The following is a 24,890-nucleotide window of genomic DNA, read 5'->3' as shown; positions in this document are numbered from 1 at the left end:
AGGAGACCTGCCGCAAATTATCCGCGATGCTGGTAGAAAAATATTGCCAGTTGTGTCCGGTCTCTCAGGTCTAATTTATCTAAGATGGTGCTAAGGTAATTCCTTACGGTTCCTTCGCTTAGATACAAAGTCTCAGAAATTTCTTTATTACTAAGTCCATCTGCAACCAGTTTGATAATTTCCAGTTCTTTTGGCAGAACACCATGGGAACTATAATTGTATTGTTCCGTGTTCTGCATTAACTCAGGTATTTTCCTTACAATTTCACTTCCGAACACACTTTGACCGGAATAGACAGCTTTTAGGGCAGGTACAATGCTTTCGTAGTTCTGTTTCAGAAGATAACCTTTTGCACCGATATGTAATGCCCGGATAATATATTCATCATCCGAAAAAGTAGTTAAGTAAAGGATTTTTGCCAATGGATCTTTTTTTAAAATTTTCTCTCCGGCTTCCAGGCCGCTCATATGTACCATACGGATATCCATTAAAAGGATGTCCGTTTCTTTCTGATGTGCTTCAAAAAGTTCAATTGCTTCATTGCCGCTGCTTCCAACGGCAGTGACCTTTATCTCCGGATCACTTTCTAAGATTGTTTTCAGTGACAGGGCAACCAGCTGGTCGTCATCTACAATTATTATATTCATATATTTTCCTTTCTGATAAGAGTCAGTACGTTTTTGGAACTGACGCAAATATCTTAAAACCGTGATCAATGCCGGTACGGAAAGTACCATGTAAAGCCTGAACCCGTTCCTGCATATTTTCAAGCCCGATTCCGTGGGAAGAAATGTTCCCGGGAACAGGATTGCCATTGTCGCTGATATGAATCTGATAAAAGGAAGGATGTTCTCTGACGATGATAACAATATTGCTGGCATCACTGTGTTTTACTATATTTGAAAGTCCTTCCTTGATCAGCATGATAAAACAATACTTTACATTTCTTGGAATGGTATCACTCATATCGTATTCTAACGTTGTTTCGTAAGTTTTATAATCTTTCAAAATAGTGCGGATGGTATCATAAAGGTCAATGGAGTCATCATGGAGATCGTGGACGCTTTCCCGAATGCTGTCCATAGCACTGGAAAGCGTATCTTTTACGGAAAGCAGAGGTGCTTTCAGGCTATTGTCTTTATTAACCGCCAAAAGTGCACCGGTCTGTAATATAGAGCGGGACAGCATATGTCCCACATTATCATGTATTTCTCTTGCAATGCGGTTTCGTTCTTTCAGCGTGGCAAGGTGTATTTCATAGTCTTGCTTTTCTAACAGGTCTTTGTTTTTGTTTTCCAATAAAAGATTGAGTTCACGGCTGCTGTCCCGGGATATCTTCAGCTGTTGGGACAGTTTTTGAAAGGTTTCTGTCCGGTAGCAGAGCAGGTAACTCAATATAAAAAAGACGAAAACAGACAGGTTTAACGGATGGAAATCGATTGCCAGATATCGAAAGCATGCTGCTGCGCCGATAATAGTCAGGATCCTTAGTTTCCAGGTGCAAAAGTCGTAAATAATCAGAGGAAGCAGCAGGCAGAATGGCGGGATCAGAAAACACAGGAAAAGATACAGACAGCCTGTGAGAACCGTGACTTTGAGCTGATCGAAATAAGTATTTAGACAGCTGATGCCAAATGCAGTGACAAATACAAATACGGGCAGGATAGATAGGGAACTGTCGATTAAAAATATACAGCAGCAAATCAATATAATGCATTTATCAATTAATGTATCCATGGGGGTTCCTCCTTGCATGTTACAGTCGAAAGTGATGAATTTACAGACATGCTCTGCTGTAGTTTACTTCTTTATTATACCTATTAGCGATTGAAATCTCAATAACAGATTCATCAAAACAGGATGTTATGACAAATGTCATCTAACATCCTGACATACGGCACTTCTCTGGGTCTGCTGATTGGTTTATAATGGCAGTATCAAATAAATGGAGGGTGCTAAGAATGAGTGAAACAATTGTTAAAATAGAAAATCTTGTAAAACGATACAAAGAACTGGTAGCATTAGATCATTTCAATCTGGATATTAAAAGGGGAGAGATCTTTGGGCTGCTGGGCCCAAATGGATCGGGAAAGACAACGGCAATCAGCTGTCTCTTATCCCTGCTTTCTTATGATAAGGGAAAGATAGAGGTATTTGGTAAAACGATGCATCCGGACAGCTATGACAGCAAGCGGAAGATCGGGGTTATTATGCAGAATGTAGCCGTTTTTGAGGAACTGACAGTCCATGAAAATCTGGATTATTTTTGTGGACTGTATGTGAATGATAAACAGGAAAGGAAGAAACTGGTAGAAGAGGCAATTGACTTTGTAGGACTTCAGGAATTTAAAAAATTTTATCCCAGAAAGTTATCCGGTGGACTTCTTAGAAGATTAAATATCGGATGCGGGATTGCCCACAAACCAGAACTGATTATCATGGATGAACCTACCGTAGCAGTGGATCCCCAGAGCAGAAACCACATACTAAAAGGAATACAGAAACTGAATCAAGAGGGGGCAACAATCATCTATACTTCCCATTACATGGAGGAAGTGGAACAGATCTGTACCCGGGTTGCCATTATGGATAATGGGCAGAATCTGGCAATTGGGACAACGGAAGAACTTAAGAACATGATCAAAGTTGGTGAAACCATCCGGATCGAAATACTGGGTCTGGAAAGCAGCATTCTGTTGAAAATCAAAGAACTTCCACATGTCTATTCAGTGGCATATGAAGAGAACGTATTAAAAATAAAGTGCAGCAGTGCGAATCATAATCTTATAAGAATATTGAATTATCTTCAGGATCAGGGAATTTCTTTTGGCAGGGTTTTCTCAGAAATGCCAACTTTAAACGATGTGTTTTTAGAGATTACAGGCAGAGAGCTGAGAGATTAGGAGGGCGTTATGTTTTTTCATATTTATAAATACCGCCTGAAAGGGCTGGTACGAAATTGGCAGGGATTATTTTGGACATTGGCTTTTCCCATGATTCTGGGTACTCTTTTCTTCGTGACCTTTGGAAACTTTATGAATCGGGAAGAAAAATTACAGGCGATTCCGGTGGCAGCAGTGATGGAAAACCAGGACAGCTATTTTAAAGAACTACTGGATGAATTATCCAAACCGGGGGCAGACCAGATAATGAACATTCAATATACGAATGAGGATGCCGCAGGGAAACTCCTGAGTGACGGTGACGTAGATGGTGTGTTTTATGTGTCGGATACAGTACAATTAATGGTTAAAAAGACTGGAATCAATCAAAGTATTTTAAGTTCCTCACTGGACAGTTATCTCCAGGCGGAAAATATGATTAAAAAAGCAATAAAATTAAATCCGGCTTCTGCGGAGATTATAATGAAAAATCTGAATGAAGATGTGACCGTAAATAAAGAAATAACCCTGAGCAGCGGAAATCAGGATGCAATGATGCAGTATTTCTATGCCCTTCTTGCGATGGTATGTCTGTACGGGTGTTTTCTGGGATTATACAATGCAGGATATATTCAGGCAAACCTTACCACACTGGCTGCCAGAAAGATGACTTCGCCTGTCCACCGTATGACTATGATAATGGGTGAATTTGCGGCAGCAGTCTCTGTGCAATTTTGTTCCCTGCTGATATTGATGGGATATCTGCGGTTTGTACTTGGGGTAAACTTTGGAAATAAAATACCGGCAATTCTGTTTTTGGCATTTGTCGGCACTTTACTTGGCGTATCCATGGGATTTTTTGCAGGCTGTATCGGAAGAACATCCCTGAGTGTAAAAACGGGTATCATGATTGCACTCAATATGTTTTTATGCTTTTTCAGCGGTTTATTCATAAATACAATTAAAAATGACGTGGAACAGGTCTGCCCTATTATAAACCGTATCAATCCTGCAGTGGTGCTGTCAGATGCATTTTACGCACTTGATATTTATGATACTTACGACCGCTATTTTAAGAATATTATTATATTATTGATTTTTACCGCAATATTCTGCATAGGGGGATTTTTGCTGGCAAGGAGGAAGAAATATGCAAGTCTTTAATTGTTTTTACAAAATTATTAAAAAAAACATAGGAGGATTATTACTTTATTTTGGGATTTTTATCGGCCTTGCAATATTAATGTCTAATGTTACTTCCGGTACAGAGATGCAGAGTTTTCAGGATACTAAGATACAGATAGCAGTCATTGACCGTGACGGCAGTGAACTTAGCAGGGCACTTAAGGAATATATGGGATCCAGACAGAATCTGGTTGAGATAGAAGATGATAAGGAAAAGATGCAGGACAATTTATTTGCCAGAAAAGTAGAATATATTCTGATCATCCCTGCTGGATTTGAAGAGAAAATAAAGAATGGGGAAGAGGTTTATACCGAAAATATTAAGGTTCCCGGCTCCTATACCGGATATTTTGCAGACAGTCAGGTAAGCCAATATTTAAAATCTTTGAAAACATATTTAGCGGCGGGTTATTCGGTGACAGATGCAGCAAAAAATGTATCTGAGGATCTGGAATTAAAAGGCCAGGTTACGCTGCAGGGGGATACAGTAAAGGCGAGTATGCCATCTGTTTACTATTATCTGAGGTATATTCCATATGCGCTGATGGCGGTGCTGATATATGGAATCAGTCCGGCACTGCGTGCTTTTCAAAACAGGGATCTGAAAAAAAGGAATGAGTGCGGTGCCATGACAATGAATCAGAGGAATAAACAGATTATGATTGCCTGCGTGGCATTTTCGGCCATCGTATGGGGTGTATTTATGATCATGGCAGTCGTGCTTTACAGGGGACAGTTATTAGATGGGAACATAAAATACGGTATATTAAATACAATAGCGTTTTTATTGCTCGCAGCATCAATAGCATTTATGGTGGGCATGCTGGTAAAAAGTGATAATGCCCTTACGGCGCTGGTAAATATTATCAGTCTCGGCTTCTGCTTTATGGGCGGGGTCTTTGTTCCCCAGGAAGTCATGAGTGAAAAAGTATTGGCATTCTGTAAGTTTGTACCGTCCTTTTGGTATGTAAAAGTGAATGATATGCTGGGAGGAGCAATCGGCATTACCCACCAGATGAGAACGGATGTATGGATGGGGATTTTGGTGCAGGTAGGATTTGCAGCAGCAATTTTTGCGCTTACTTTAGTACTGATTAAAAAAACAAGAGTTTAGACATGCCTCTGGATCATATCAGGTTAACGGTTTCGTCAGAAGAAGCAGTATGAGTCTGCTGCTTTTGGCGGAGCCTTTTTGCTGTTCCTGTTCTTCAAAACGCAGTGAGAAATATAATATATTCTATAATTCTATATAGCGGACTGTATTATATAAAAAAAATAATTATATATGTTGACAAAGTATATTATACGACATATAATATAGTCAAACAAAAGGTATTAGATTTACTTTTTGAACAAAACGAGAGGAGGCGGTAAGATGACTTATCAATTGGGAGCGGCACTTACAGATGCAATTGTCCTGGCGATTATTGCAAAGGGAGATACGTATGGATACTCTATTTCCCAGGAAATGAAAAAGGTAACGGATTTAAAGGAGTCTACGCTTTACCCGGTATTGAGAAGATTACAGAATCATGGCTATCTGGGAACTTATGACCAGCCATTTCAGGGGAGGAATCGAAAATATTATTATCTGACTCCCGAAGGAAAGAAACAATATCAGCATTTTGTAGATGAATGGATTACTTATCGAGCAGGAATAGAAGAAATAATTTTGGGAGGAACTAAAAATGGGCAAGAATGAATATTTGCGGACTCTGGCGCGTGAACTTCGAAAGCTGCCAAAGGAAGAGTTCGATACAGCGATGGATTATTATACGGAATATTTTGAAGATGCCGGACCGGAAAAGGAACAGGAGATCATTCAGGAACTTGGAACTCCCCGTGAAGTAGCATATCAGATTATTACGGATGCTGCAATTAAGCGGATGGAAGAACAGGTAGATGTAAAAAAAGGATTCAGCACTCTTTGGATCATAATATTAGGGATCTGTGCAGCTCCTGTGGCACTTCCAATGGCATTTGCGATGGTAGCCCTGTTTGCTTCTATGCTCCTGGTGGTAGTTGCGTTTGTGGGGTCTGCAATTCTGGTAGACCTGTGTGCATTGGCCGGAGGGATTGTTACGGCATTTTGTGGAATTTACCTTTTATTTACCCAACCAGCGACCGGCATTGCATTGCTCGGACTTGGAATGGCAGCTGTTGGAATTGGAATCTTTGTAGGATTTGGGATTATCGGAATCGGCAGACGTATGGTAAAAGGGATTGGTAAAATGTTCAGAAACATTTTAAAGAGGAGGAAAAAGTCATGAAAAAGTATCAGAAAGTTTTGCTGATCACCGCAGGATGCCTGACACTTGCAGGAGGCATTGTTATGGTAACCGGTCTTGCACTGGGTGGCAGCCTGGGATTGAGACTGACTTCAGAAGGAATTTATACTGGAAATGATCAGGGAAAATATTTAGAAGAAACAAAAAGTTTAAAAGATATAAAAAATTTAGAAATAAGTGCGGGTTATGGCAATATCTATATAGAACAGGGGGATTCATTCCGGCTGGAATATGGCTACGATGATATGTTCGCCAAACCGGAATATAAAGCTGATAATGGGAAGGTTAGTTTCAACCTGAAAAGTGTCCATCAAAACGGGATCAGTCTCATTGGCATCGGTAATTTCGCTAATCAGAAAAAAGAAGATTATATTAAACTGATTCTGCCAAAAGGTATTGAATTGGATCAGCTGAAAGTACGATCAGATTATGGTGAGCTGAGTCTGAATCAGGCAGATATTAAGAAACTGATATTAGAAGGCGACAGCGGAAATATCAATATTACGAATGTAAATATGGAAGAACTCAGTCTGAATCTGGATTATGGTAAATTAGAAATGGAAAATTGTGTTGTTCCAGAACTGAAGATTGATAATGATACCAGTTCCGGTGATTTGGAATTGAAAAATATTACTGCAAAAAATGTGAAAATAAGCACAGACTACGGTAATGTTACAGTTGATCAGATGAAAGCCGATCAGGTAGAGATTATGAATAACAACGGCTCTGTGGACCTGCGTAATATGGAAGGAAACACGAAAAATAAAAGAATGAATCTGCTTACAGTAAACGGTGAATACGGAGCTATCGGTCTTAGAAACGTTAAGACTAATAGTCTGAACATAGAAAGTGATTATGGAACAGTCAAAGGAACAGATATTACGGCTGTAAAAAATAATATTCGTCAGGAAAACGGAAAATGCAGTATAGATAACCTGAACACGTCAGATACTAATATCAAGAACGAATACGGTGATGTTGACCTGACTCTGGCAAAATCAGAAAAAGAATATGATTTTTATCTGGATACGGATGATGGAGAAGTCAGCATTAACGGTGAGCATTACGGAGACGATTATACCAGGGATAACGGAAAAGATAAACAGATCAGAGTAAGCGTTGAATATAACGCCAGAATCTCTATCAGCGCAGAAGAGTAGTTTACAATAAGTTGATAAATTCTTGATATTTGTCTGTTAGAGTGATAGAAAAACGAAAGCAGAATTTATACGAAGGGAAGAAGCCTATGAAAATTTTATCTGTCATAGTACCTTGTTATCAATCACAGGATTATATGGAACATTGTATCAAGACCTTACTGACCGGTCAGGATGATGTGGAAATACTTGTAATTGATGACGGTTCAAAAGACCATACACTATCTATTGCACAGAAATATGAATCAAAATATCCAAACATAGTGCGTGCTATACATCAGGAGAATAAGGGGCATGGCGGAGCTCTGAACACAGGAATTGCCAATGCAAAAGGACTCTACCTGAAAGTTGTAGACAGTGACGACTGGGTTAATCAGGAGGCATACAAAAAGATTCTGGAAGAACTGAAAGAACTAATTGCTTCAGATGAAATGCCGGATCTGGTAGTATCTAATTTTGTATATGAAAAACAGGGTGCAAAGCGGAAGAAGGTAATTAATTACCGGCGGTATATGAAAACCGGAGAAACATTTACCTGGAAAGATACCAGAGGACTTCCGGTAACCAATTATCTGATGATGCATTCCCTTATTTACCGCACAGAATTGGTGAGAAACAGTGGGCTGGTATTGCCTGAACATACTTTTTATGTAGATAATATTTATGTCTTTCAACCCCTGCCTTATGTTCGGACAATTCGGTACCTGGATTTAAATTTCTACCGGTATTTTATAGGAAGAGAAGATCAGTCGGTTCAGGAATCCGTAATGATTGGACGAATGGATCAGCATTACCGGGTAACCCGTAACTTAATTGACTATATGCATAAGAAACAGTTTATGATCAAAGAACGTTCTTTGCGTAAGACGATGTATACAAATCTGAAACTGGCAATGGCAATTGCCACGATCCTGGCAATGCTGAAAGATACACCGGACAGCGGTAAAGAACTGAAACAGATTTGGAGATATTTAAAAAATCTTGACAGCCGCATGTATCGAAAAGTGAGATATAGCTGCATTGGTATTGGTGTAAATCTTCCGGGTAGATTAGGAAGGCGCACAGTACTTGGCTGTTATCATTTACTTCAAAGACTTTATGGATTTAATTAATGGAATGTATCCCGGGGATTGTGGCATATTCCTGCCACAGACTGGGAAGCACATTATAAATGAAGGAGGCAAAGTTTGAAAGAAAAGCGCTTTCAAACTATTTATTAAGGCAGTATCGCAGGCAGGACTGCGATATGCGGGAGGTATAACTATGAACACAAAGGGAAGTTTGAAAAGAGAAAGATTTGCAGTAGGATATAATAAATATAAAATATTTTGGATTTTTATGATGGGAGGGATAATGGGATGCATCCTGGAGACAATCTGGTGCTATTTTGCATTTGGGGAAATTTCCAGCAGAACCAGTAACCTATTCCTGCCATTCAGTTCCGTATGGGGTCTTGGATGCGCCTTATTTACTGTTTTTTTACATAGCACGAAAGAAATGAAAACTTTTAATATATTCATTAAAGGATATGTTTTAGGGGGCATATTTGAATTTATCTGCGGTTATGTCTGCCAGGTGATGCTGGGGGTTACATTTTGGGACTATTCCGGATTGCCCTTTACCCTGGGACATTATGTGAATTTAATATTCTGTATTTTCTGGGGAGTGGTAGCGATCGCCTGGGCAAAATGGGTTTATCCGCTTCTTTCCGGATTAATTGAACGGGCGCCGAGAAAAGCAGGGATATTAGTAACAAAAATAGCGGTATGTTTTATGGTAGTGACTGCAACCATATCTGGTGTGGCGCTGCTTCGTATGTCAGAGAGACAGTTAAACAGACCTGCTAAAAATGTGGTGGAAATGAGGTTGGATAAATATTTTCCCGACCATGTAATGAAAAAGTACTTTCCGAAAATGAAATATATCTCAGAACCTCATTTGAGAGGTGATGTGGTGAAATCGGATACATAAAATAAAGGAAATAATCCCTGAACCCGTGCAGTTATTAGGGGAATCATGATTTGTATTTTTTATTGATTGAAATTATCCCTGATTCATATTATAATAAAAGACAAATGTTAAAGTTACTTTAATGTATGATAAGGGGGTCATATTATGGAATATAAAATAAAGCAAGTTTCTGAAATAACGGGATTACCGGCATCAACACTGCGCTATTATGAAAAAGAACAGTTGCTGCCAACTGTAAAGAGAAATGAAGCAGGTGTTCGGATTTACAATGACAAAGATCTTGACTGGATATCGATTATATCCTGCCTGAAAGCAACGGATATGCCAATAGCCGACATTCGCAGATTTGTAGCACTGTGCGCAAAGGGAGATGTAACTCTGAAAGAACGCCGTCAGATGGTTATCGCGCATAAGCGCGTAGTGGAAAAGCATATAGAAGAACTGGAAAGCAATCTGGACCACATTAATTTTAAAGTAGAATATTATAATGCGGCATGCAGGCTGGGCTCCGAGGCACCCCTTAAACAGATTAAATATGTAGAATGTGATGATCAATGCGTTGTACGATTGAAGAATGCTGCCAGTTAAGGGAAAGAAAGAGAGTGGAAAATTCCATTCTCTTTCTTACTGCTGCGGTGTTTGTCGGGCTTAAAAGGGGTATTCTCCTGTTTTCCCTGTTTTAGGCAACACTTTTTTACAAAAAACACTAGACTATTTTGACGTTTTATGAGAAAATGATATCAAGTATGGTGTTAAATATCTAACGATATGAACACGTACATATCCAAAGAATTCATTTTTGAAAGGAGTCTTAAAATGATTTATTCACATGAAGTAGAAACGATGTGTAAAGTAGCGCAAGGCGTGGCTCATGGTGCTGCTCCGATCCCAGAAGAAGCAAAATGGGTAAAAGCAAAAGAAATTAAAGACATTTCCGGTTTAACACATGGTGTAGGCTGGTGTGCACCTCAGCAGGGTACCTGTAAATTAACATTAAATGTTAAAGAGGGCGTTATCCAGGAAGCATTAGTAGAGACAATCGGATGTTCAGGTATGACTCATTCCGCAGCAATGGCTTCCGAAATCTTACCAGGAAGAACAATCCTTGAAGCTTTAAATACAGACTTAGTATGTGACGCTATCAATACAGCAATGAGAGAATTATTCTTACAGATTGTTTATGGCAGAACACAGAGTGCTTTCTCAGAAGACGGACTTCCAATCGGTGCCGGACTTGAAGATTTAGGTAAAGGCCTCAGATCTCAGGTTGGTACAATGTATGGAACTCTTGCAAAAGGTCCTCGTTATCTTGAAATGACAGATGGCTATGTTACAGGTGTTGCTTTAGATGCAGATGACGAAATCATCGGTTACCAGTTCGTAAGTTTTGGTAAAATGATGGATTTCATCAAAGCAGGTGATGATGCTAACACAGCATTTGAAAAAGCTAAAGGTCAGTATGGTAGAGTTGCAGACGCAGTGAAAATCATCGACCCAAGACATGAATAATAGAGGAGGGGAAAAGAATGGCTTTATTTGAATCATATGAAAGAAGAGAAAAACAAATTCTGGCTGTTTTAAAAGAGTATGGTATTAACTCTATCGAAGAAGCAGCAGAAGTTACAAAAGCAGCAGGCTTAGATGTATATAATCAGGTTGAAGGTATTCAGCCAATCTGTTTTGAAAATGCAAAATGGGCTTACACTGTAGGCGCAGCAATTGCAATCAAAAAAGACTGCAGAAGAGCAGCAGATGCAGCAGCAGCTATCGGTGAAGGACTTCAGTCTTTCTGTATCCCGGGATCCGTTGCTGACCAGCGTAAAGTAGGTCTTGGACATGGTAACCTTGGTAAAATGTTACTGGAAGAAGACACAGAATGTTTTGCATTCTTAGCAGGCCATGAGTCTTTCGCAGCAGCTGAAGGCGCTATCGGTATTGCAGAAAAAGCAAACAAGGTTCGTAAAAAACCATTACGCGTTATCTTAAACGGACTTGGAAAAGATGCAGCTCAGATCATCGCTCGTATCAACGGATTTACATATGTTGAAACAGAGATGGACTACCACAAAGGCGAAGTAAAAGAAGTATTCCGTAAAGCATACTCTGAAGGACTTCGTGCAAAAGTTAACTGCTACGGTGCAAACGATGTAACAGAAGGTGTTGCTATCATGCACAAAGAAGCTGTTGACGTTTCCATCACAGGAAACTCCACAAACCCAACTCGTTTCCAGCATCCGGTAGCTGGTACTTACAAAAAAGAATGTGTTGATCAGGGTAAGAAATACTTCTCCGTAGCATCAGGCGGTGGTACAGGACGTACACTTCACCCGGATAACATGGCAGCAGGTCCTGCTTCCTACGGTATGACAGATACTATGGGACGTATGCACTCTGATGCTCAGTTCGCTGGTTCATCTTCCGTACCTGCTCATGTTGAAATGATGGGTCTGATCGGCGCTGGTAACAACCCGATGGTTGGTATGACTGTTGCAGTTGCAGTTGCGATTGAAGAAGCTGCTAAGGCTGGGAAATTCTAAGGAATCCTTTGTTTTCAAGGGTTATAGACATTGTTAGATTTGGTGAAATAGTGTGAAAATTTCTGTGTAGCACACATGCAACTCACAAGTAACTCACACAAACAGCTCACAAATATCAGAATGAAAAGAAATAGTATTTTAGAGGTGTATCAATTTTGATTGGTACATCTCTTTATCTTTTGATTTTCTTTATTTCAGAATGTAATTGCTCCATAGTACGGTGGGTATATACCTTTTCTGTAATATCCGTGATTGCGTGTCCGACAATCAACTTTAAAATGTATTCGTCCATATGGTACGCTTTGGCTTTTGTAATGAATGTATGTCTGGCTTCATGGGGGCGGTGTGTTAGTTTAAGACGGAACATCACCTTGTTGAAACGGTTTCTATACTTGTCGTAAGAGAGTCGTTTACCGACTCCTTGTGTGGAATTTACATCATTAAACAGATATTCTTCTGTTTCGTCATATCTTTTCTCAATTAAAGGATAGATCAGCGGATGGATTGGAACAACACGATTTTTACCGGCATCGGTTTTTAAGCCACCAAGCATAGTCTTTTCTACTAAATTAATATCTTCTGTTTTTAGGATTGCTAATTCCTGTGGTCGCCATCCACTATAAATTCCGATTAATATCATATCTATAAAAGGTACTTCATTTAGATTTTTCCATAGAAGAGATACCTCTTCATCTGTAAAAGGAATTACTTCTTTTAGAGGAGGGTCTTGTTTGACTGGATTGCAGAGTGCGGCATAGTCCTTTTCTACAATTTCGTGTCGAAGTGCATAACGGAACATCATGTTAAATAAGGATTTCATACGACCCTTAGTAGCGTTGCCTACATCAGCATTATGTATGGTGCCTTCCAAATGTTCGACACGGATATCTTTCATTCTCATCTTATGGAGAGATGTACAGTAACTATAAGCACATTCAACGGTACGAATGCTTGATTTACTTGATAGTGTTGGAAAGTATTCTTTGTTCCACTTTTCATATGTTTCTGAAAAGGTTATACTGTTCGTTCTGATATCATAGGGGTTATCGTTGTAATTGAGTAATGCTTTTAAGGCTTCATCTTTTGTAGGGAAGTATCCAATGGTGATACGTTTCTGAACCAGTTTTTCTGATTCGGGATGGGTTTCCCATCCTGCTGTTTTTACTGCACGCCATGGATTTCTGCGTCGTTTTCCCATGTAGTAAACAGAGCCAGAGCCTTTACCTCTTTGAAGTTGTTTTGCCATTTAATCCTCCTCATCAATATATAAATTTCCGTGATTAGTTTTCAAGTTTCTCAATGTTGTAGGTACATCTTGTCCAATATGTTCTTTAGCATTTATCAATGCTCGGACAATTCCGAATATATAGGCATCTTCAATATCAGGTGTATGGAGAATCTGACTACCAACCGAAATAAAGTTGCCAGGTAAATAAGTATCTGATTCAAAGATAAATTCTTCATCAGAGTCAATATAAAAGTAATCAACGATACGGTCAATTAGAAAATCGTATTGAATTAAGTTGCTTAACGTGTCTAAGTACCTTTTACTATCAATGCTTTCATCATAATTTTTTCCATGTCCGATTAAGCGATCTAAGGCTCCGTCAGTTAGGCGGGTTGCTTGTTTTACGTCTTGTATCTCCCGATATGGTGTTAGGCTTTTGCCTAATAAATAATCGTATGAACATTTGAAAAAATCTGCGAATAGCTCTAGCGTTTCAATAGAATAGCAAACTTGACCAGTAATATACTTTTTAAGAGTAGATAATCCGATTCCTATCTCTTCTGCAAATTCTTCTTGTGTATACCCCCTTTCTTTAATTAAATTTTTCAAAACAGCTCCAATATTATACTTTTTAAACATAGAATCCTCCTTTGAATAATAAATAGTTCTTTTTATAAACTTTTTGTAATGTTATTATAGATTATGACATCAGCAAAGTCAACAAGAAAATGAAAGGGGGGATGCCAATGAATAAAGGTTACTATATTAACCTTCCAAACTTCACAGGGCGAAATGTACCGATTACAGAAATTGCAAAAGCAACGGGGAAAGATCCGCAGTATATTAGATACGGGTTGCAGAATGGATTTTTTAACTTTGGTTATGCAATAAAATCAGAACACTCATCAGAGTATAACTATTTCTGCCCGGATCGAAAAGTATGGGAAGAACTAGGATATTTTAGAGAAATGGATGTGGAAGATACGAAAGAAAAATGTCTGCTGTAAGATGCAGGGGGATTGAATAGATTATTAAAAAACCGGAGTTTATGATATGCTTTAGCATCAATCGTAGTGTATCAGATACTCTGGTGGAATATAAACAAACGAAGAAAGGATATAGATGGAAAAAAATAAAAATGAATTGAGATTAATCAATATGGCAGAGGTAGAGGCCAGAGAAGTGGATTGGCTATGGTATCCATATATTCCATTTGGGAAGATCACGATAGTACAGGGTGACCCAGGTGAAGGTAAGACTACTTTTGCTTTGCATATAGCGGCATTGCTGTCAAAAGGAGAGATGTTGCCGTGCGATGACAAAAAGCGTAAACCAATCAATATCATCTATCAAACCGCCGAAGATGGTCTGGAAGATACGATCAAGCCAAGACTGTTAGAAGCTAATGCGGAATGTAGCCGTATACTAGTCATTGATGAAACCGAAGTACAACTTTCGATGACAGATGAACGCTTAGAAAAAGCAATGCAAGAAACGGGAGCAAACTCGTGATATTAGACCCGATTCAGGCCTATTTGGGAGCAAGTGTTGATATGCATCGGGCGAATGAAATTAGGCCTGTTATGAAGCGTCTGGGAGATATGGCAGAGAAGTTTGGAAGCGCCATTATACTGATCGGGCATATGAATAAAGCTAGCGGCAGTAAATCAACATACCGGGGATTAGGTTCCATCGATTTCCAGGCGACAGCCAGAAGTGTATTAGTGGTGGGGCGGATAAAAGATGATAACTCAATGAGGGTTATCGCACATGATAAAAGCAGTCTGGCACCGGAAGGTTCATCTATTGCGTTTCGTTTGGACAAGGAAACAGGATTTTCATGGGAAGGAATCTGTGACATATCAGTAGAAGAACTTTTGTCAGGAGAACGGAGAGGGCAGAAAACACAAGAGGCTAAAGCATTTCTAACAGAGATATTAGCTAATGGACAGGTTTCATGTAATGAGATTGATGAGGTAGCAAAAGACAGGGGAATTAAGAAAAAAACTCTATGGAATGCCAAAAAGGTAATGAATATTGATAGTGTGAAGGTAGGTCATAAGTGGTACTGGTCATTGTGCCAGTAAAGAAGATGGCAAGATTACCAGTTCTTAAAGAAAGGGGAATCTTGCTGCCTTAACTGAAGAGCAGTGGCGAAGAAATCAAGATTGATGGGATATGTAAAGCCCCAGCAGGGCGCGAAACCTGCTTGCAGGTCTGGACTTTTGATGCCACAGGTGTCGAAAGTGCTTTTGCGTTACTTTTGGAAAAAGTAACAAAACAGGGGCTATGTCCCGGGAAAACTGTGAACATAATGGTAAATGGATAATGAAAGGTGGGATATATTTTATTTGGAAAGAACAATTAGTGGGATGATGGGTAAAGGTTCCATTACACATAATAGCCGGAAGTTTTCGGCACATAATGTTGATAAAGAACGAACCTCCCTGAATGTGGTGTATTGTTATAAAGATATTAAACAAGTGTACCATGAGTTGTTTGACGAAGCCTTAGAGCGTTATAATGTCAAGCAGAGAAGAAAAGACAGACAGATAAAGGATTATTATGAGAAAATTCGTACCGGTAAGCAAGAGAAGTTATTTTATGAAGCTATTTTCCAAATTGGCAATAAAGATGATATGAATGCGAAAACCAAAGATGGTGAATTAGCCAAGATGATTCTAAGTTTATTTTTTCGGAATTTTATGGAGCGAAACCCAAATCTTAGAGTATTTTCAGCATATTTGCATATGGATGAAAAAACACCTCATTTACATATAGATTTTGTGCCATTTACAGAAAACAGTAAAAAAGGATTAGATACCAGAGTTTCTTTGAAGAGTGCATTGGCGGCGCAGGGATTCAAAGGTGGTTCCAGAGGAAATACTGAATGGAATCAGTGGATAGAATCGGAGAAGAAGGAACTGGCTAAAGAAATGGAATGGTTTTGTTTGAAGTGGCAGCAGAAGGGGACACACAATAAGCACTTAAGTGTTCTGGATTTTGAAAAGCAGCATTGACAAAAAGAGGTAAATCAGTTAGAAGAAAAGGAGGAAGTTAAAAGATCGGATCTAAAAAAGATTTCCGATGAGGAGCAAGAACTGAAAGGTGAAGTAGTTGACTTGGTCATGGAAAAAGAGTCGCTGACATCTGGTAATACAGAGTTACAATATAAAAATCAGCAACTTGTTAAAGATAATGAAAAAATGGAAATGCGGCAACAGCACATACGAAAAGAGATAAATCAGCTTTCCGAGATGAAACATATTATACAGAGAAATGTGAGTGTTTATGACGAATCACCAGATTGGCAGTTGCCTGATCCGAATCCTTTGATGAGTGCAAGAAGTTATAAGGAAAACAAGGTAAAACCCTTAGTGGCTCGTCTGATAGAAGTCGTAAAGTCTTTAACAATTAAATGTATAAGCTTGATTGTAAAGATTAGGGATATGATATTAAGGATGGATCGATTGAAAGAGCGGATAAATGCATTATCAGATAGGATGCTCGATCAGAAAGAAGTAATTGATCAGTTGAAGGAGAAGGAGAAGGATCTAAATCGAATAAAGAGAATTATTGGCGAGGGTCCGATGGATGATATTTTGTCACAGGCAGCATCATTAGAGCTGATAGAAAAAAATAAAAATCGGTCCTCTCGAAAATATAGTGGTATTAGTAGATAATTAGCTGATGTATTATGGATAAATGAGATGGTCAGTAGTAAGAATATGACGAATAAAGAAAAAAGTATTATGGTACTACTGTGCACAAAACTTCTTCAATATGCGGATTTGGAAGAAGATAAAGATGCAAAGAAATTAGTAAACAAGGTAGTTAAGAAACAATTGGTGAAAGAACATAATACTAAAATACGTAATTTGATAGGTTAATATAAACATAAAGAGCCGGAACGGAGGAAAGGGATAAAAGAAGCCTTGAAGCATGGAAAAAAGATTTGCATGGAGCGGGATAGACTGTATGAGGAGCAGCAGGAGCTAAACATTAATTGTGGCAACTGGAGCAGTAGTTTATTGGAGAGGAACCACATTGATTGAAACAGGGACATATATCCTTGGTTTCTTATTATATTACATGGTGCAAGCACCATGTAATACAAAAGGTCAAGGAAGATGGAAGTTTAATCTTCGTCCAGAAATTCCATGATGTCAGATACTGTACAATCCAGAATTTTGCATAGTTGGTTTACAGTATGGGTAGTGATGCTTTTACCCGTTTTTATTGCATAATAAGTAGATCGTGAAAATCCCCTTTTAGAGAGTTCATAGGAGCTAATATTCATTTTTTTCATAGTCTCAAATAATGGTTGATAGCTAATCATATTGTCACCTCATGTTTAAAGTATATGTCTATACTCGGATATTTAACATGTGCGAAAATACGAGTATAGAAATTGAAAAAGTAAATTCCAGTGCGGGACTAAATTCCACCGGTCTTTAAAATTTAGCCTGAATTATGAGGTTTTTAATGTAAAGATTCCAGATATCTGCTATAATCAGGCTGACTTCTTATAAAAAACCGATTTCCGGACATGGCAAACGAGCTACTGGAATTCTGAGTGCGAGACTAAATTCCACCAGCCACTTTCAAATAATGTGAAAAGGTTACTTCCCGTCCGACAGCAGATTTTTATAAGATAGTTAGTGATTGAAGCGAATCAGCTTAGGCGTCAGATTAACCTCATCGGGTGAAATACGCTTAAGCTGAAGTGCTTTCAGGGTATTTTCACCGAATGATTCCAATGCAGCGTCATAAGGTGTTTTTCCATCCAGACTTTTCCTGGGAGTGGAGTTGATGTGGTTCACAATCAGATTCACATCCCATTGAGTCAGATACTCAAAGCTTGTCCCTTTAGAGACTACCATGCGGAGCATGGTGTGGGCATTTTCTACACCGCCTTTCTGTCCACCTCTCATAGGGTCACAATAAAATGCTGGTGCGCTGGATTGCTTTAACACCTGTTTCAAGTGCCTCTGAATCGCCGAATTCAGAACCTCTGTCTGTAAGCAGGTATTCAAACATAGAGAGGAACTCATAGGTTCCTAGACGTTTTTCTAGATGATCGAAAACAAGACGTACAGAGGTTCATCCGGAATGCCAGGAAGAGTTTTTCTTTCGGGAAAAGGAAGGTTAAAAGTGTTTTCTTAGATTCCCGCGAAGAATGGACGGTGTCCATTTCCACATGAACGTAGGATTCAATGACTGAAAATCCGCATAAGTCCGACTCGCAAAAATAGACCGGTCAGTGATCTGTGTTTTATGGTATTTGCGCGGTTTGAACTTAGATTTGCGTATTAAGTCAATGTTCCTAGCTGTGAATAATCCGTTGTCAAGATAGGTGTACATGGTGCGGACAGACATATCCAGTTCCGGATGATTTGTGGCGATCTGATAGGGGAACTGCCCCTGCTCTATCAAAGGAGTGATAAGCATGTCCTTTTATGCAGTTCGTGTTTTGTCATGTTAATTCCAGCACGGGAATCGCTTAGTTTCTCACGGTGTCTGCAAACCGGGCATCATATTTATATTTGTGTGCGATGGTACAGTGATTGATTTTCTTGTTACAGCCATTGCAAACGTAGGAGCTTTATCAAGTCTGGTGCAGCGTTCCTGCTCAAAATCGGGAAGGTCTAGTTACAGGTGGGGCAGGAAGCTCATTTGATACCGCAGACGAGAATCTTCCCACAGGCATTGGTCTTTTTGCAGTGATACCGATGGACACAGAAGTTTTTTGAATTGTAAAAAGTGCCCTTATGATACCAGTCTGACAGGCGATGTACCTTGACTTCTTTAGAGATGGTAGTCGGATCTTTACACAGGGATTTGGCAATGGCCTTGAAGGTACAGCCTTTATTCAGAGAGTTTTCAATGTATATACGGTTTTCAAGGGTAAAATGTTTTTGGTTGCCGGGAATATATTTGCTCATAAAATCTCCTCCTACTGCTGTCAGAAGGAGACATAACCGTATCACTAATATATGAAAGAGTAAATATCAACTGTGCGAGAGTAAATTCCACTGGGGAATAAGGGAGCGGAATTTAAAATTTCATTTTAGGAATAAATAGTAAAATACAATAAAATTTGATTTTTCCCATTTATTCATGTATAATATTTACAAATATATAATGAGGTGATCGTTTAATTTTCGCTTCTTAATTCCAAATACATGTGATAGTAACATGAAAGTTGAAATGCTTGGATATATCGGAAATAATTTATGTAGTAGATTAAAGGAAGATAACTTTTGGAAAATGGAATTACAAAGGAAAGCGGAGCTGCTTGCTTGTTATTTTTTACGACGTTTACCATTAGTGATACGTGAAAAACTGTAATAGTGGCCAGTACAGTAAAGATATTTTTCCACGTTAAAGTTAAATTTAGAATGTGATTTAACTTGATGTAGTGAGTGGCAGATAAGACTACTGTGAAAATATTTCATAATAAATGATATGATATAAACCAACCAGAGATTGCCAAAGTAAGCATATTGTATTTTATTCAAGTATGATAAAAATTTCACACTATAGAAATGGAGTAACTAACCGTATGAAAGTCGAATTGTTATTAAATATATTGGATACTGATCAAGAAGATATTGATATTATTTTGGTAGGAGAAAAACAAGAAGATAAGATTATATGGAACAAAACAGATGATTATCCTGTAGGTCCTGAATATTCTTTGGAAATAATTACAGATTCTGAAGTGAAAAATATAATGGGAATAAAAAAAGGTAAAAATATCATTGAAAATGTACAAGAAATAAAGCAGCAGTTTATAGAATGCTTATTTGCTTTAGATATTACTAGGCAAGAAGATGAAATTGATGGGTTTGAACATATTCATAATTCTGACGAGATTATTAATGAATTAGATAATGATCCATATGATCCAAAACTTATTCGAGTTGATCCCAAAAATTTTCCTATAGAGCAGATTGTGGGAATGATAAAAGATGGAGATATGGATATTTCGCCTGATTTTCAAAGAGAGTTAGTATGGAATGATATTACAAGAAAATCAAGATTAATTGAGTCACTCTTGTTAAGAATACCGCTTCCAATGTTTTATGTATCTCAGGATAAGGAAGGTATTTTTTCAGTTGTAGATGGTATCCAGCGATTAAATGTTATAAATTCATTTATTAATAATGAATTTAGATTGAAGAATTTAGAGTATTTAAAAGATTGTGAAGGTAAGTGGTATATGGCAGAGGGAAAACCGCCATCAGATAGTTTACAACCTATATATATAAGACGAATTAAGCAGACACAATTATATTTTAATGTTATAGATCCTCAAACACCAGAAAAAGTAAAGTTTGATATATTTAAAAGGATAAATACAGGCGGAAAATCTCTGAATGCCCAAGAAATTAGAAATTGTTTAGCCAGTAAAAAAACAAGAGAATACATTAAAAGAATGGCACAGTCAGAAGAGTTTTTGAGAGCTACGAAAGGTAGCATTAGCTCTACTAGAATGGCAGATAAAGAAATTGTACTTAGATTCATCGCTTTTTATTTGCTAGACAATGGTTTATTAAATAGAAAAGAATATAGGGGGGGTATGGATGCTTTTTTAGATGATACATTAGATTATTTAAATAGTGTAAAAAATGTACAAATACTAAATGATATAGAGACTAATTTCACCAATGCTATGTATAATGCATATTTATTATTTGGTGAAAGAGCATTTAGAAAAACTAATTTCATTAATAAATCTTTGTTTTTAGCAATGTCTAGAACATTATATAAATATGATAGTAATAAAATATCGGAGCAACATATTGAGCAAAAAATAGAAAATGCATTGAAAGAGGAAATTGATAATAATACTAAATTTAGTAATGCATTATCAATGGCAACTAATGATGCGCGTAATGTTGATATAACATTTAGTACTATTAAGAAATTATTAGAAAGGTATTTACTATGATTAAAAAACTATTGATACAAAATTTTAAATGTTTTTCAGAAAAGACAGAGATAGAATTGTCGAAACTGACGGCGAATGTGGGTATGAACTCAGTTGGAAAATCATCATTAATACAAGCGTTGCTAATAATTAGACAAATTTATGATATAATGGAAAGATATGATGGCTATCCTATTAATGAGTTTTATATTGATTTAAATAAAGAATATGCTCTACAATTGGGTGATAGTGAACAGATTATGTCATCTCATGATACCGATATAGTTTGCATTCAAGTTGATGATATAAAATTTGAATTAAAAAAGAATAAGAAAGATAATGGTTCACTATTTTTGCAAACAGAGTATACTTTAGATCAATTAATGGAACATGATAGTATTTTTTTAGTTCAATTTGGCTATTTAAATGCTGAGAGATTAGGTCCACGAAATTATCAAAAAATGGGTAATATAGATGGGCGGTTCTGTGGTTTTCATGGTGAATATACCTTTGATGTTATTAATAAGAACCAAATGAAATCAATATCAAAAAAGCGTAAATTTGGGTTTGATGAGAAGAAGCAAATTGATAGGTTAGAAAAACAAGTTGAGTATTGGCTTAGTTATATAGTGCCTGGAGTTGAAGTCAACTTTTCAAATGAGCAAACTATGAGGCTTACTCAAATGCAAGTCAGTCAACCGCTAATGGATACTGGTTTCCAATCACCAAACAATTTTGGATTTGGTATATCTTATGTATTACCTATTATAGTTATGGGTTTATTAATGAAAGAAGGGGCCATGCTTATTGTAGAAAATCCTGAAGCCCACTTACATCCAAGTGGGCAGTCAAGAATTGGATATTTCCTTTCCCAGATTGCAGCCGATAATGTTCAAGTAATCATAGAAACGCATAGTGAACATGTAATTAATGGAATAAGAATTCATTCATTAAAAAATCAAATAAAACCATCTGATATTTGTATTAATTACTTTTCCTTTATTGAACAATCGCATACTGTAAATAGAATTTGTTTGAATGAACGTATGGATATAGAAAGATGGCCTGATGGATTTTTTGATCAAGAAGAGAAAGATTTGAAAGAGTTGCGTAAACTTCGCGCAAAATGTAAATGAATACGAAAGAGGGTATTTTACTTATATGGAGACACAAGGACTTTGGAGTAATAATGTACCAAGGCAATTTGATTCTGAAGATCATTTATATGAAAGAATAGAAGAAATGTTAGATATGATTGATATATCCAATAAATATAGCACTATATATTATAAAAGTTCCACTCTTTATTCTCAAGAAATAAATAATACTATATTTGTAGAATGGCTCTATGATTATTCGTGTTGTGAGTTAAGAGATTTAAAAAAAGAATTGATGATTAAAATAGAAAAGGCAATAGAGCTTGATGATGATCAATATATGATTGAAAGGGAAAGTATTCAAATATATGACAAACTAAAAAAAATATTTTTAGTTAGCTTAATTAAAGAGAATGATTTTTGTGTATGGACAACAAATGATTATTATGATATTAAAAGGCGATTCTTATTACACTATGATAGCAAAGATGATTTTTTAAATAATGTTGGTGAATGTTATCAACATATATATTTTGAAAATACAATTAAAAGATCACTAAATAGTCTAAATAATACTTTTAATAATTTAAAATATGAGATAGTAAATCATTTAAAAATGCTTGATGAGTATTATGAAATGTTTCTTAAGCATAGAAGCTTAGGGACTGACAATAGGATGCTGAGTAATGATTTTTCGGAGTTTTCTGGAATTGAATGTTCTCCGCAAGCTTCAAGATCAAAAACTCGAGAGTTAACTAGAACATTTTATTCAGACATTGTTAAAGAAAATATAACTTTATGTTGTGAATTACATACTAAATTTAAAAATTATAACAGAGATAGAGAAAAGCAGGATAGAATATATTTTCATCCAGGAGTACTAGGCGTTCATGATGGGAAAATAATAGTAATTCATATTGGAAGTCATATATGATCATTGCATTATTTTTGCTCTAAGCCATTGTCAGATGTGGTCTGTAGCACACATATAACTCACAAGTGGTAGCTAAAGCCTAATAAATCCAGCCCTCACAGTCTCGATTGAAGAAGCTGCTAAGGCTGGGAAGTTCTAAGAAAACTGCATAGAATCAAGATTTATAGTGACTGCACTGACTTTTCATGGTTGGTGCAGTTTTTGTTATATAAAACTCTTTTGAGAATTGGAACAATAATGTTATAATATCTCTTATACAAATTGGAAACTATTATCAGAGTGAATAAGGGAAAATATCATGATTTTATTTCGAAAGATATATTGGACTAATTGTCCTATACATCTTCATTAGGTAGAAGTTTAAAGCAAATATCATTAAGCAAAACACCTTTGGAAACAATACTTGACGATATAAGGTAAGCGATGAATAACATAGCGTATAGACTTTCCCAACGTTTACTAGTTTTCAATAAATTTAAACAGTCATGGCTGGATGATCTTCAACCGTTACTGTTTCAACATCTATTAATCTGGAACAATGCTCTTTTATGAAATCACTCCATGGCAGTAATTGTTCAATACCATCAGGCCCATTTTTGTAACCCGGCATGTACAACAGCAATGTATAGATATATTGGAACACGTTCAGATTGTTTGCTTTTGCAGTCTCTACGAGACTATATAGGATGGCACTTGCATTTGCACCAGCGACTGATGCATGGAACAGGGAAGCTTTTCTTCCAATTGCATAAGATTTTGCCATCCGTTCGGCGGCGTTGTTGGATAATTCGCAACGTCCATCCTGTAGATAATTGCATAAACTATCCCTGTGATTTTGGGCATAGTCCACCGCTTTCGAGAGCTTGCTGCCCTTCGTTGTGTTCAAGGAGTCAACCCATTTCCAGAAGTTATCCCATATCGTTACTTCTAACTCCAAACGCTTTGCTTTACGTTCTTGCGGTGGCAGATCCTTGAATTCCCGTTCCAGATAAAACAGTTTGTTGCAATAAGCAACACCGATTTCGGCAGGAATGTATTTATCAAGGTCTGATTCCGGGATTTCAGGTTCTTTGATGGCTGCTTCCGAATTGATATCAAGAAGTTTCATGGTTTTCTTTTTCTCTGCCGGTAGAGCTTCGAAAAATTTCCTTCTGCAGTGAGCCATACAGCAGCAAAGCAATACATCGATAACCTTATTGTATCCCTGATAGCCATCGCATTGAAGCAGGCCATGAAATCCTTCCAGAAATTCCTGTGGATGGATCCCCCCTCTGCCGGATTGGTATTCATACATGACGATTTTAGGAAGACCGTCAGTTCCGGAAGCGTAAATCCACATATAAGATGTGGACTGTGCAGTTTTTCCCTTTTCACGCAATACCTGGCAGGTAGTCTCATCTGCATGGATTACTTCGCGGGTGATTAATTCCATATGCATACGTTCATAGATTGGAAGAAGATATTTTTCTGCCGCAATGATACACCAGTTAGCAAGAGTTTCCCTTGGGATTTTTGCTCCAAGCTGATCAAATGCTGATTCCTGTCTGTAATAAGGCAGTCCCATAAAACATTTACTGAACATCACAAATGCAACTGCTGATGCAGAAGCTGCGCTGTGAGGAATAAGCGCTCCTGGAACAGTTCCCTTTTTAAAAGAACCATCCTGATCCTTTTT

At 37.4% G+C, this 24,890-nt stretch carries 23 protein-coding genes and 2 pseudogenes; 17 read left to right on the top strand and 8 right to left on the bottom strand.

The features are described 5' to 3' along the window. Window positions 1-17 precede the first annotated feature (17 nt). Entirely contained in the window at window positions 18-647 is a 630-nt protein-coding gene (locus RHS_RS01425; protein ID WP_027294658.1) for a response regulator transcription factor, read from the bottom strand. Between the two features lie 22 nt (window positions 648-669). Next, window positions 670-1,737, bottom strand: a complete 1,068-nt coding sequence (locus tag RHS_RS01420) for a sensor histidine kinase (protein WP_027294657.1) — start codon at window positions 1,735-1,737, stop codon at window positions 670-672. 224 nt (window positions 1,738-1,961) lie between these two features. Here RHS_RS01420 and RHS_RS01415 point away from each other — a divergent pair, with 224 nt between their 5' ends. The 11 genes from RHS_RS01415 (at window position 1,962) to RHS_RS01365 (ending at window position 12,020) form a co-directional block, all read left to right on the top strand. Further along, on the top strand, window positions 1,962-2,903 hold the full coding sequence (locus RHS_RS01415; protein WP_176731111.1) for an ABC transporter ATP-binding protein: 942 nt from the start codon (window positions 1,962-1,964) through the stop codon (window positions 2,901-2,903). Window positions 2,904-2,912: 9 nt separating this feature from the next. Next, entirely contained in the window at window positions 2,913-4,046 is a 1,134-nt protein-coding gene (locus RHS_RS01410; protein ID WP_047832159.1) for an ABC transporter permease, read from the top strand. After that, complete coding sequence (locus tag RHS_RS01405) at window positions 4,033-5,181, top strand: ABC transporter permease (protein WP_047832158.1); 1,149 nt, start codon at window positions 4,033-4,035, stop codon at window positions 5,179-5,181. The genes RHS_RS01410 and RHS_RS01405 overlap by 14 nt, the downstream gene beginning before the upstream one ends. A gap of 261 nt (window positions 5,182-5,442) precedes the next feature. Further along, window positions 5,443-5,769, top strand: a complete 327-nt coding sequence (locus RHS_RS01400; RefSeq protein WP_027294653.1) for a PadR family transcriptional regulator — start codon at window positions 5,443-5,445, stop codon at window positions 5,767-5,769. After that, entirely contained in the window at window positions 5,756-6,337 is a 582-nt protein-coding gene (locus RHS_RS01395) for a DUF1700 domain-containing protein (RefSeq protein WP_047832157.1), read from the top strand. Before RHS_RS01400 ends, RHS_RS01395 begins: the two co-directional genes overlap by 14 nt. After that, a complete protein-coding gene (locus RHS_RS01390) occupies window positions 6,334-7,515 on the top strand; it encodes a DUF4097 family beta strand repeat-containing protein (protein WP_047832156.1) in 1,182 nt (393 codons plus the stop codon). Before RHS_RS01395 ends, RHS_RS01390 begins: the two co-directional genes overlap by 4 nt. An 86-nt stretch (window positions 7,516-7,601) precedes the next feature. Beyond that, complete coding sequence (locus tag RHS_RS01385; RefSeq protein WP_027294650.1) at window positions 7,602-8,624, top strand: glycosyltransferase family 2 protein; 1,023 nt, start codon at window positions 7,602-7,604, stop codon at window positions 8,622-8,624. Between the two features lie 151 nt (window positions 8,625-8,775). After that, the gene (locus RHS_RS01380) at window positions 8,776-9,483 is read left to right on the top strand and encodes a putative ABC transporter permease (RefSeq protein ID WP_044295032.1); all 708 of its coding nucleotides are present in this window, start codon (window positions 8,776-8,778) and stop codon (window positions 9,481-9,483) included. A 144-nt stretch (window positions 9,484-9,627) separates the two neighbouring features. Next, on the top strand, window positions 9,628-10,071 hold the full coding sequence (locus tag RHS_RS01375) for a MerR family transcriptional regulator (RefSeq protein ID WP_044289442.1): 444 nt from the start codon (window positions 9,628-9,630) through the stop codon (window positions 10,069-10,071). Window positions 10,072-10,299: 228 nt separating this feature from the next. Then, the gene (locus tag RHS_RS01370; protein WP_027294647.1) at window positions 10,300-10,992 is read left to right on the top strand and encodes an iron-sulfur cluster assembly scaffold protein; all 693 of its coding nucleotides are present in this window, start codon (window positions 10,300-10,302) and stop codon (window positions 10,990-10,992) included. A 17-nt stretch (window positions 10,993-11,009) separates the two neighbouring features. Further along, window positions 11,010-12,020 (top strand): GGGtGRT protein, encoded by a 1,011-nt coding sequence (locus RHS_RS01365; RefSeq protein WP_027294646.1) that lies wholly within the window; start codon window positions 11,010-11,012, stop codon window positions 12,018-12,020. A 172-nt stretch (window positions 12,021-12,192) separates the two neighbouring features. Here the strand turns inward: RHS_RS01365 and RHS_RS01360 are convergent, their stop codons facing one another. Both RHS_RS01360 and RHS_RS29865 read right to left on the bottom strand, forming a co-directional pair. Continuing rightward, complete coding sequence (locus RHS_RS01360; RefSeq protein ID WP_047832155.1) at window positions 12,193-13,266, bottom strand: tyrosine-type recombinase/integrase; 1,074 nt, start codon at window positions 13,264-13,266, stop codon at window positions 12,193-12,195. Beyond that, window positions 13,267-13,887: a helix-turn-helix domain-containing protein gene (locus RHS_RS29865; RefSeq protein ID WP_395020970.1), complete on the bottom strand. Its 621-nt coding sequence runs from the start codon at window positions 13,885-13,887 to the stop codon at window positions 13,267-13,269. Window positions 13,888-13,994: 107 nt separating this feature from the next. On the opposite strand from RHS_RS29865, the gene RHS_RS01350 reads away from it, so the two are divergent. The 3 genes and pseudogenes from RHS_RS01350 (at window position 13,995) to RHS_RS01340 (ending at window position 16,931) form a co-directional block, all read left to right on the top strand. Beyond that, window positions 13,995-14,255: a hypothetical protein gene (locus tag RHS_RS01350; RefSeq protein ID WP_047832154.1), complete on the top strand. Its 261-nt coding sequence runs from the start codon at window positions 13,995-13,997 to the stop codon at window positions 14,253-14,255. Between the two features lie 115 nt (window positions 14,256-14,370). After that, window positions 14,371-15,335 (top strand): annotated as a pseudogene (locus RHS_RS01345) (AAA family ATPase). A 285-nt stretch (window positions 15,336-15,620) separates the two neighbouring features. Continuing rightward, a pseudogene (locus tag RHS_RS01340) lies at window positions 15,621-16,931 on the top strand (plasmid recombination protein). A gap of 455 nt (window positions 16,932-17,386) precedes the next feature. Here the strand turns inward: RHS_RS01340 and RHS_RS01330 are convergent. From RHS_RS01330 to RHS_RS01320, 3 genes are all read right to left on the bottom strand, one after another. After that, window positions 17,387-17,587 (bottom strand): helix-turn-helix domain-containing protein, encoded by a 201-nt coding sequence (locus RHS_RS01330; RefSeq protein ID WP_047832152.1) that lies wholly within the window; start codon window positions 17,585-17,587, stop codon window positions 17,387-17,389. A gap of 319 nt (window positions 17,588-17,906) precedes the next feature. Beyond that, window positions 17,907-18,224 (bottom strand): helix-turn-helix domain-containing protein, encoded by a 318-nt coding sequence (locus RHS_RS01325; RefSeq protein ID WP_395020996.1) that lies wholly within the window; start codon window positions 18,222-18,224, stop codon window positions 17,907-17,909. A 696-nt stretch (window positions 18,225-18,920) separates the two neighbouring features. Further along, window positions 18,921-19,193 (bottom strand): helix-turn-helix domain-containing protein, encoded by a 273-nt coding sequence (locus RHS_RS01320; protein WP_047832150.1) that lies wholly within the window; start codon window positions 19,191-19,193, stop codon window positions 18,921-18,923. Window positions 19,194-19,813: 620 nt separating this feature from the next. Between RHS_RS01320 and RHS_RS01315 the strand changes: the two genes are divergently transcribed. The 3 genes from RHS_RS01315 to RHS_RS01305 are packed head-to-tail and all read left to right on the top strand — an operon-like array spanning window position 19,814 to window position 23,215. Continuing rightward, complete coding sequence (locus RHS_RS01315) at window positions 19,814-21,205, top strand: DUF262 domain-containing protein (RefSeq protein ID WP_047832149.1); 1,392 nt, start codon at window positions 19,814-19,816, stop codon at window positions 21,203-21,205. Further along, on the top strand, window positions 21,202-22,320 hold the full coding sequence (locus RHS_RS01310) for a DUF3696 domain-containing protein (protein WP_047832148.1): 1,119 nt from the start codon (window positions 21,202-21,204) through the stop codon (window positions 22,318-22,320). Before RHS_RS01315 ends, RHS_RS01310 begins: the two co-directional genes overlap by 4 nt. Window positions 22,321-22,345: 25 nt before the next feature. Further along, complete coding sequence (locus RHS_RS01305; RefSeq protein WP_047832147.1) at window positions 22,346-23,215, top strand: hypothetical protein; 870 nt, start codon at window positions 22,346-22,348, stop codon at window positions 23,213-23,215. A gap of 475 nt (window positions 23,216-23,690) precedes the next feature. Here the strand turns inward: RHS_RS01305 and tnpC are convergent. Beyond that, window positions 23,691-24,890: IS66 family transposase (gene tnpC / locus RHS_RS01300; RefSeq protein ID WP_047832146.1), on the bottom strand; the 1,200-nt coding region annotated here is incomplete at its 5' end.

It is taken from the genome of Robinsoniella sp. RHS, assembly GCF_001029355.1.
GTDB classification, from domain to species: Bacteria; Bacillota; Clostridia; order Lachnospirales; family Lachnospiraceae; genus Robinsoniella; species Robinsoniella peoriensis.
The sequence above is the reverse complement of the archived record's forward strand: the minus strand, read 5'-3'. Positions and strand labels throughout refer to the sequence as shown.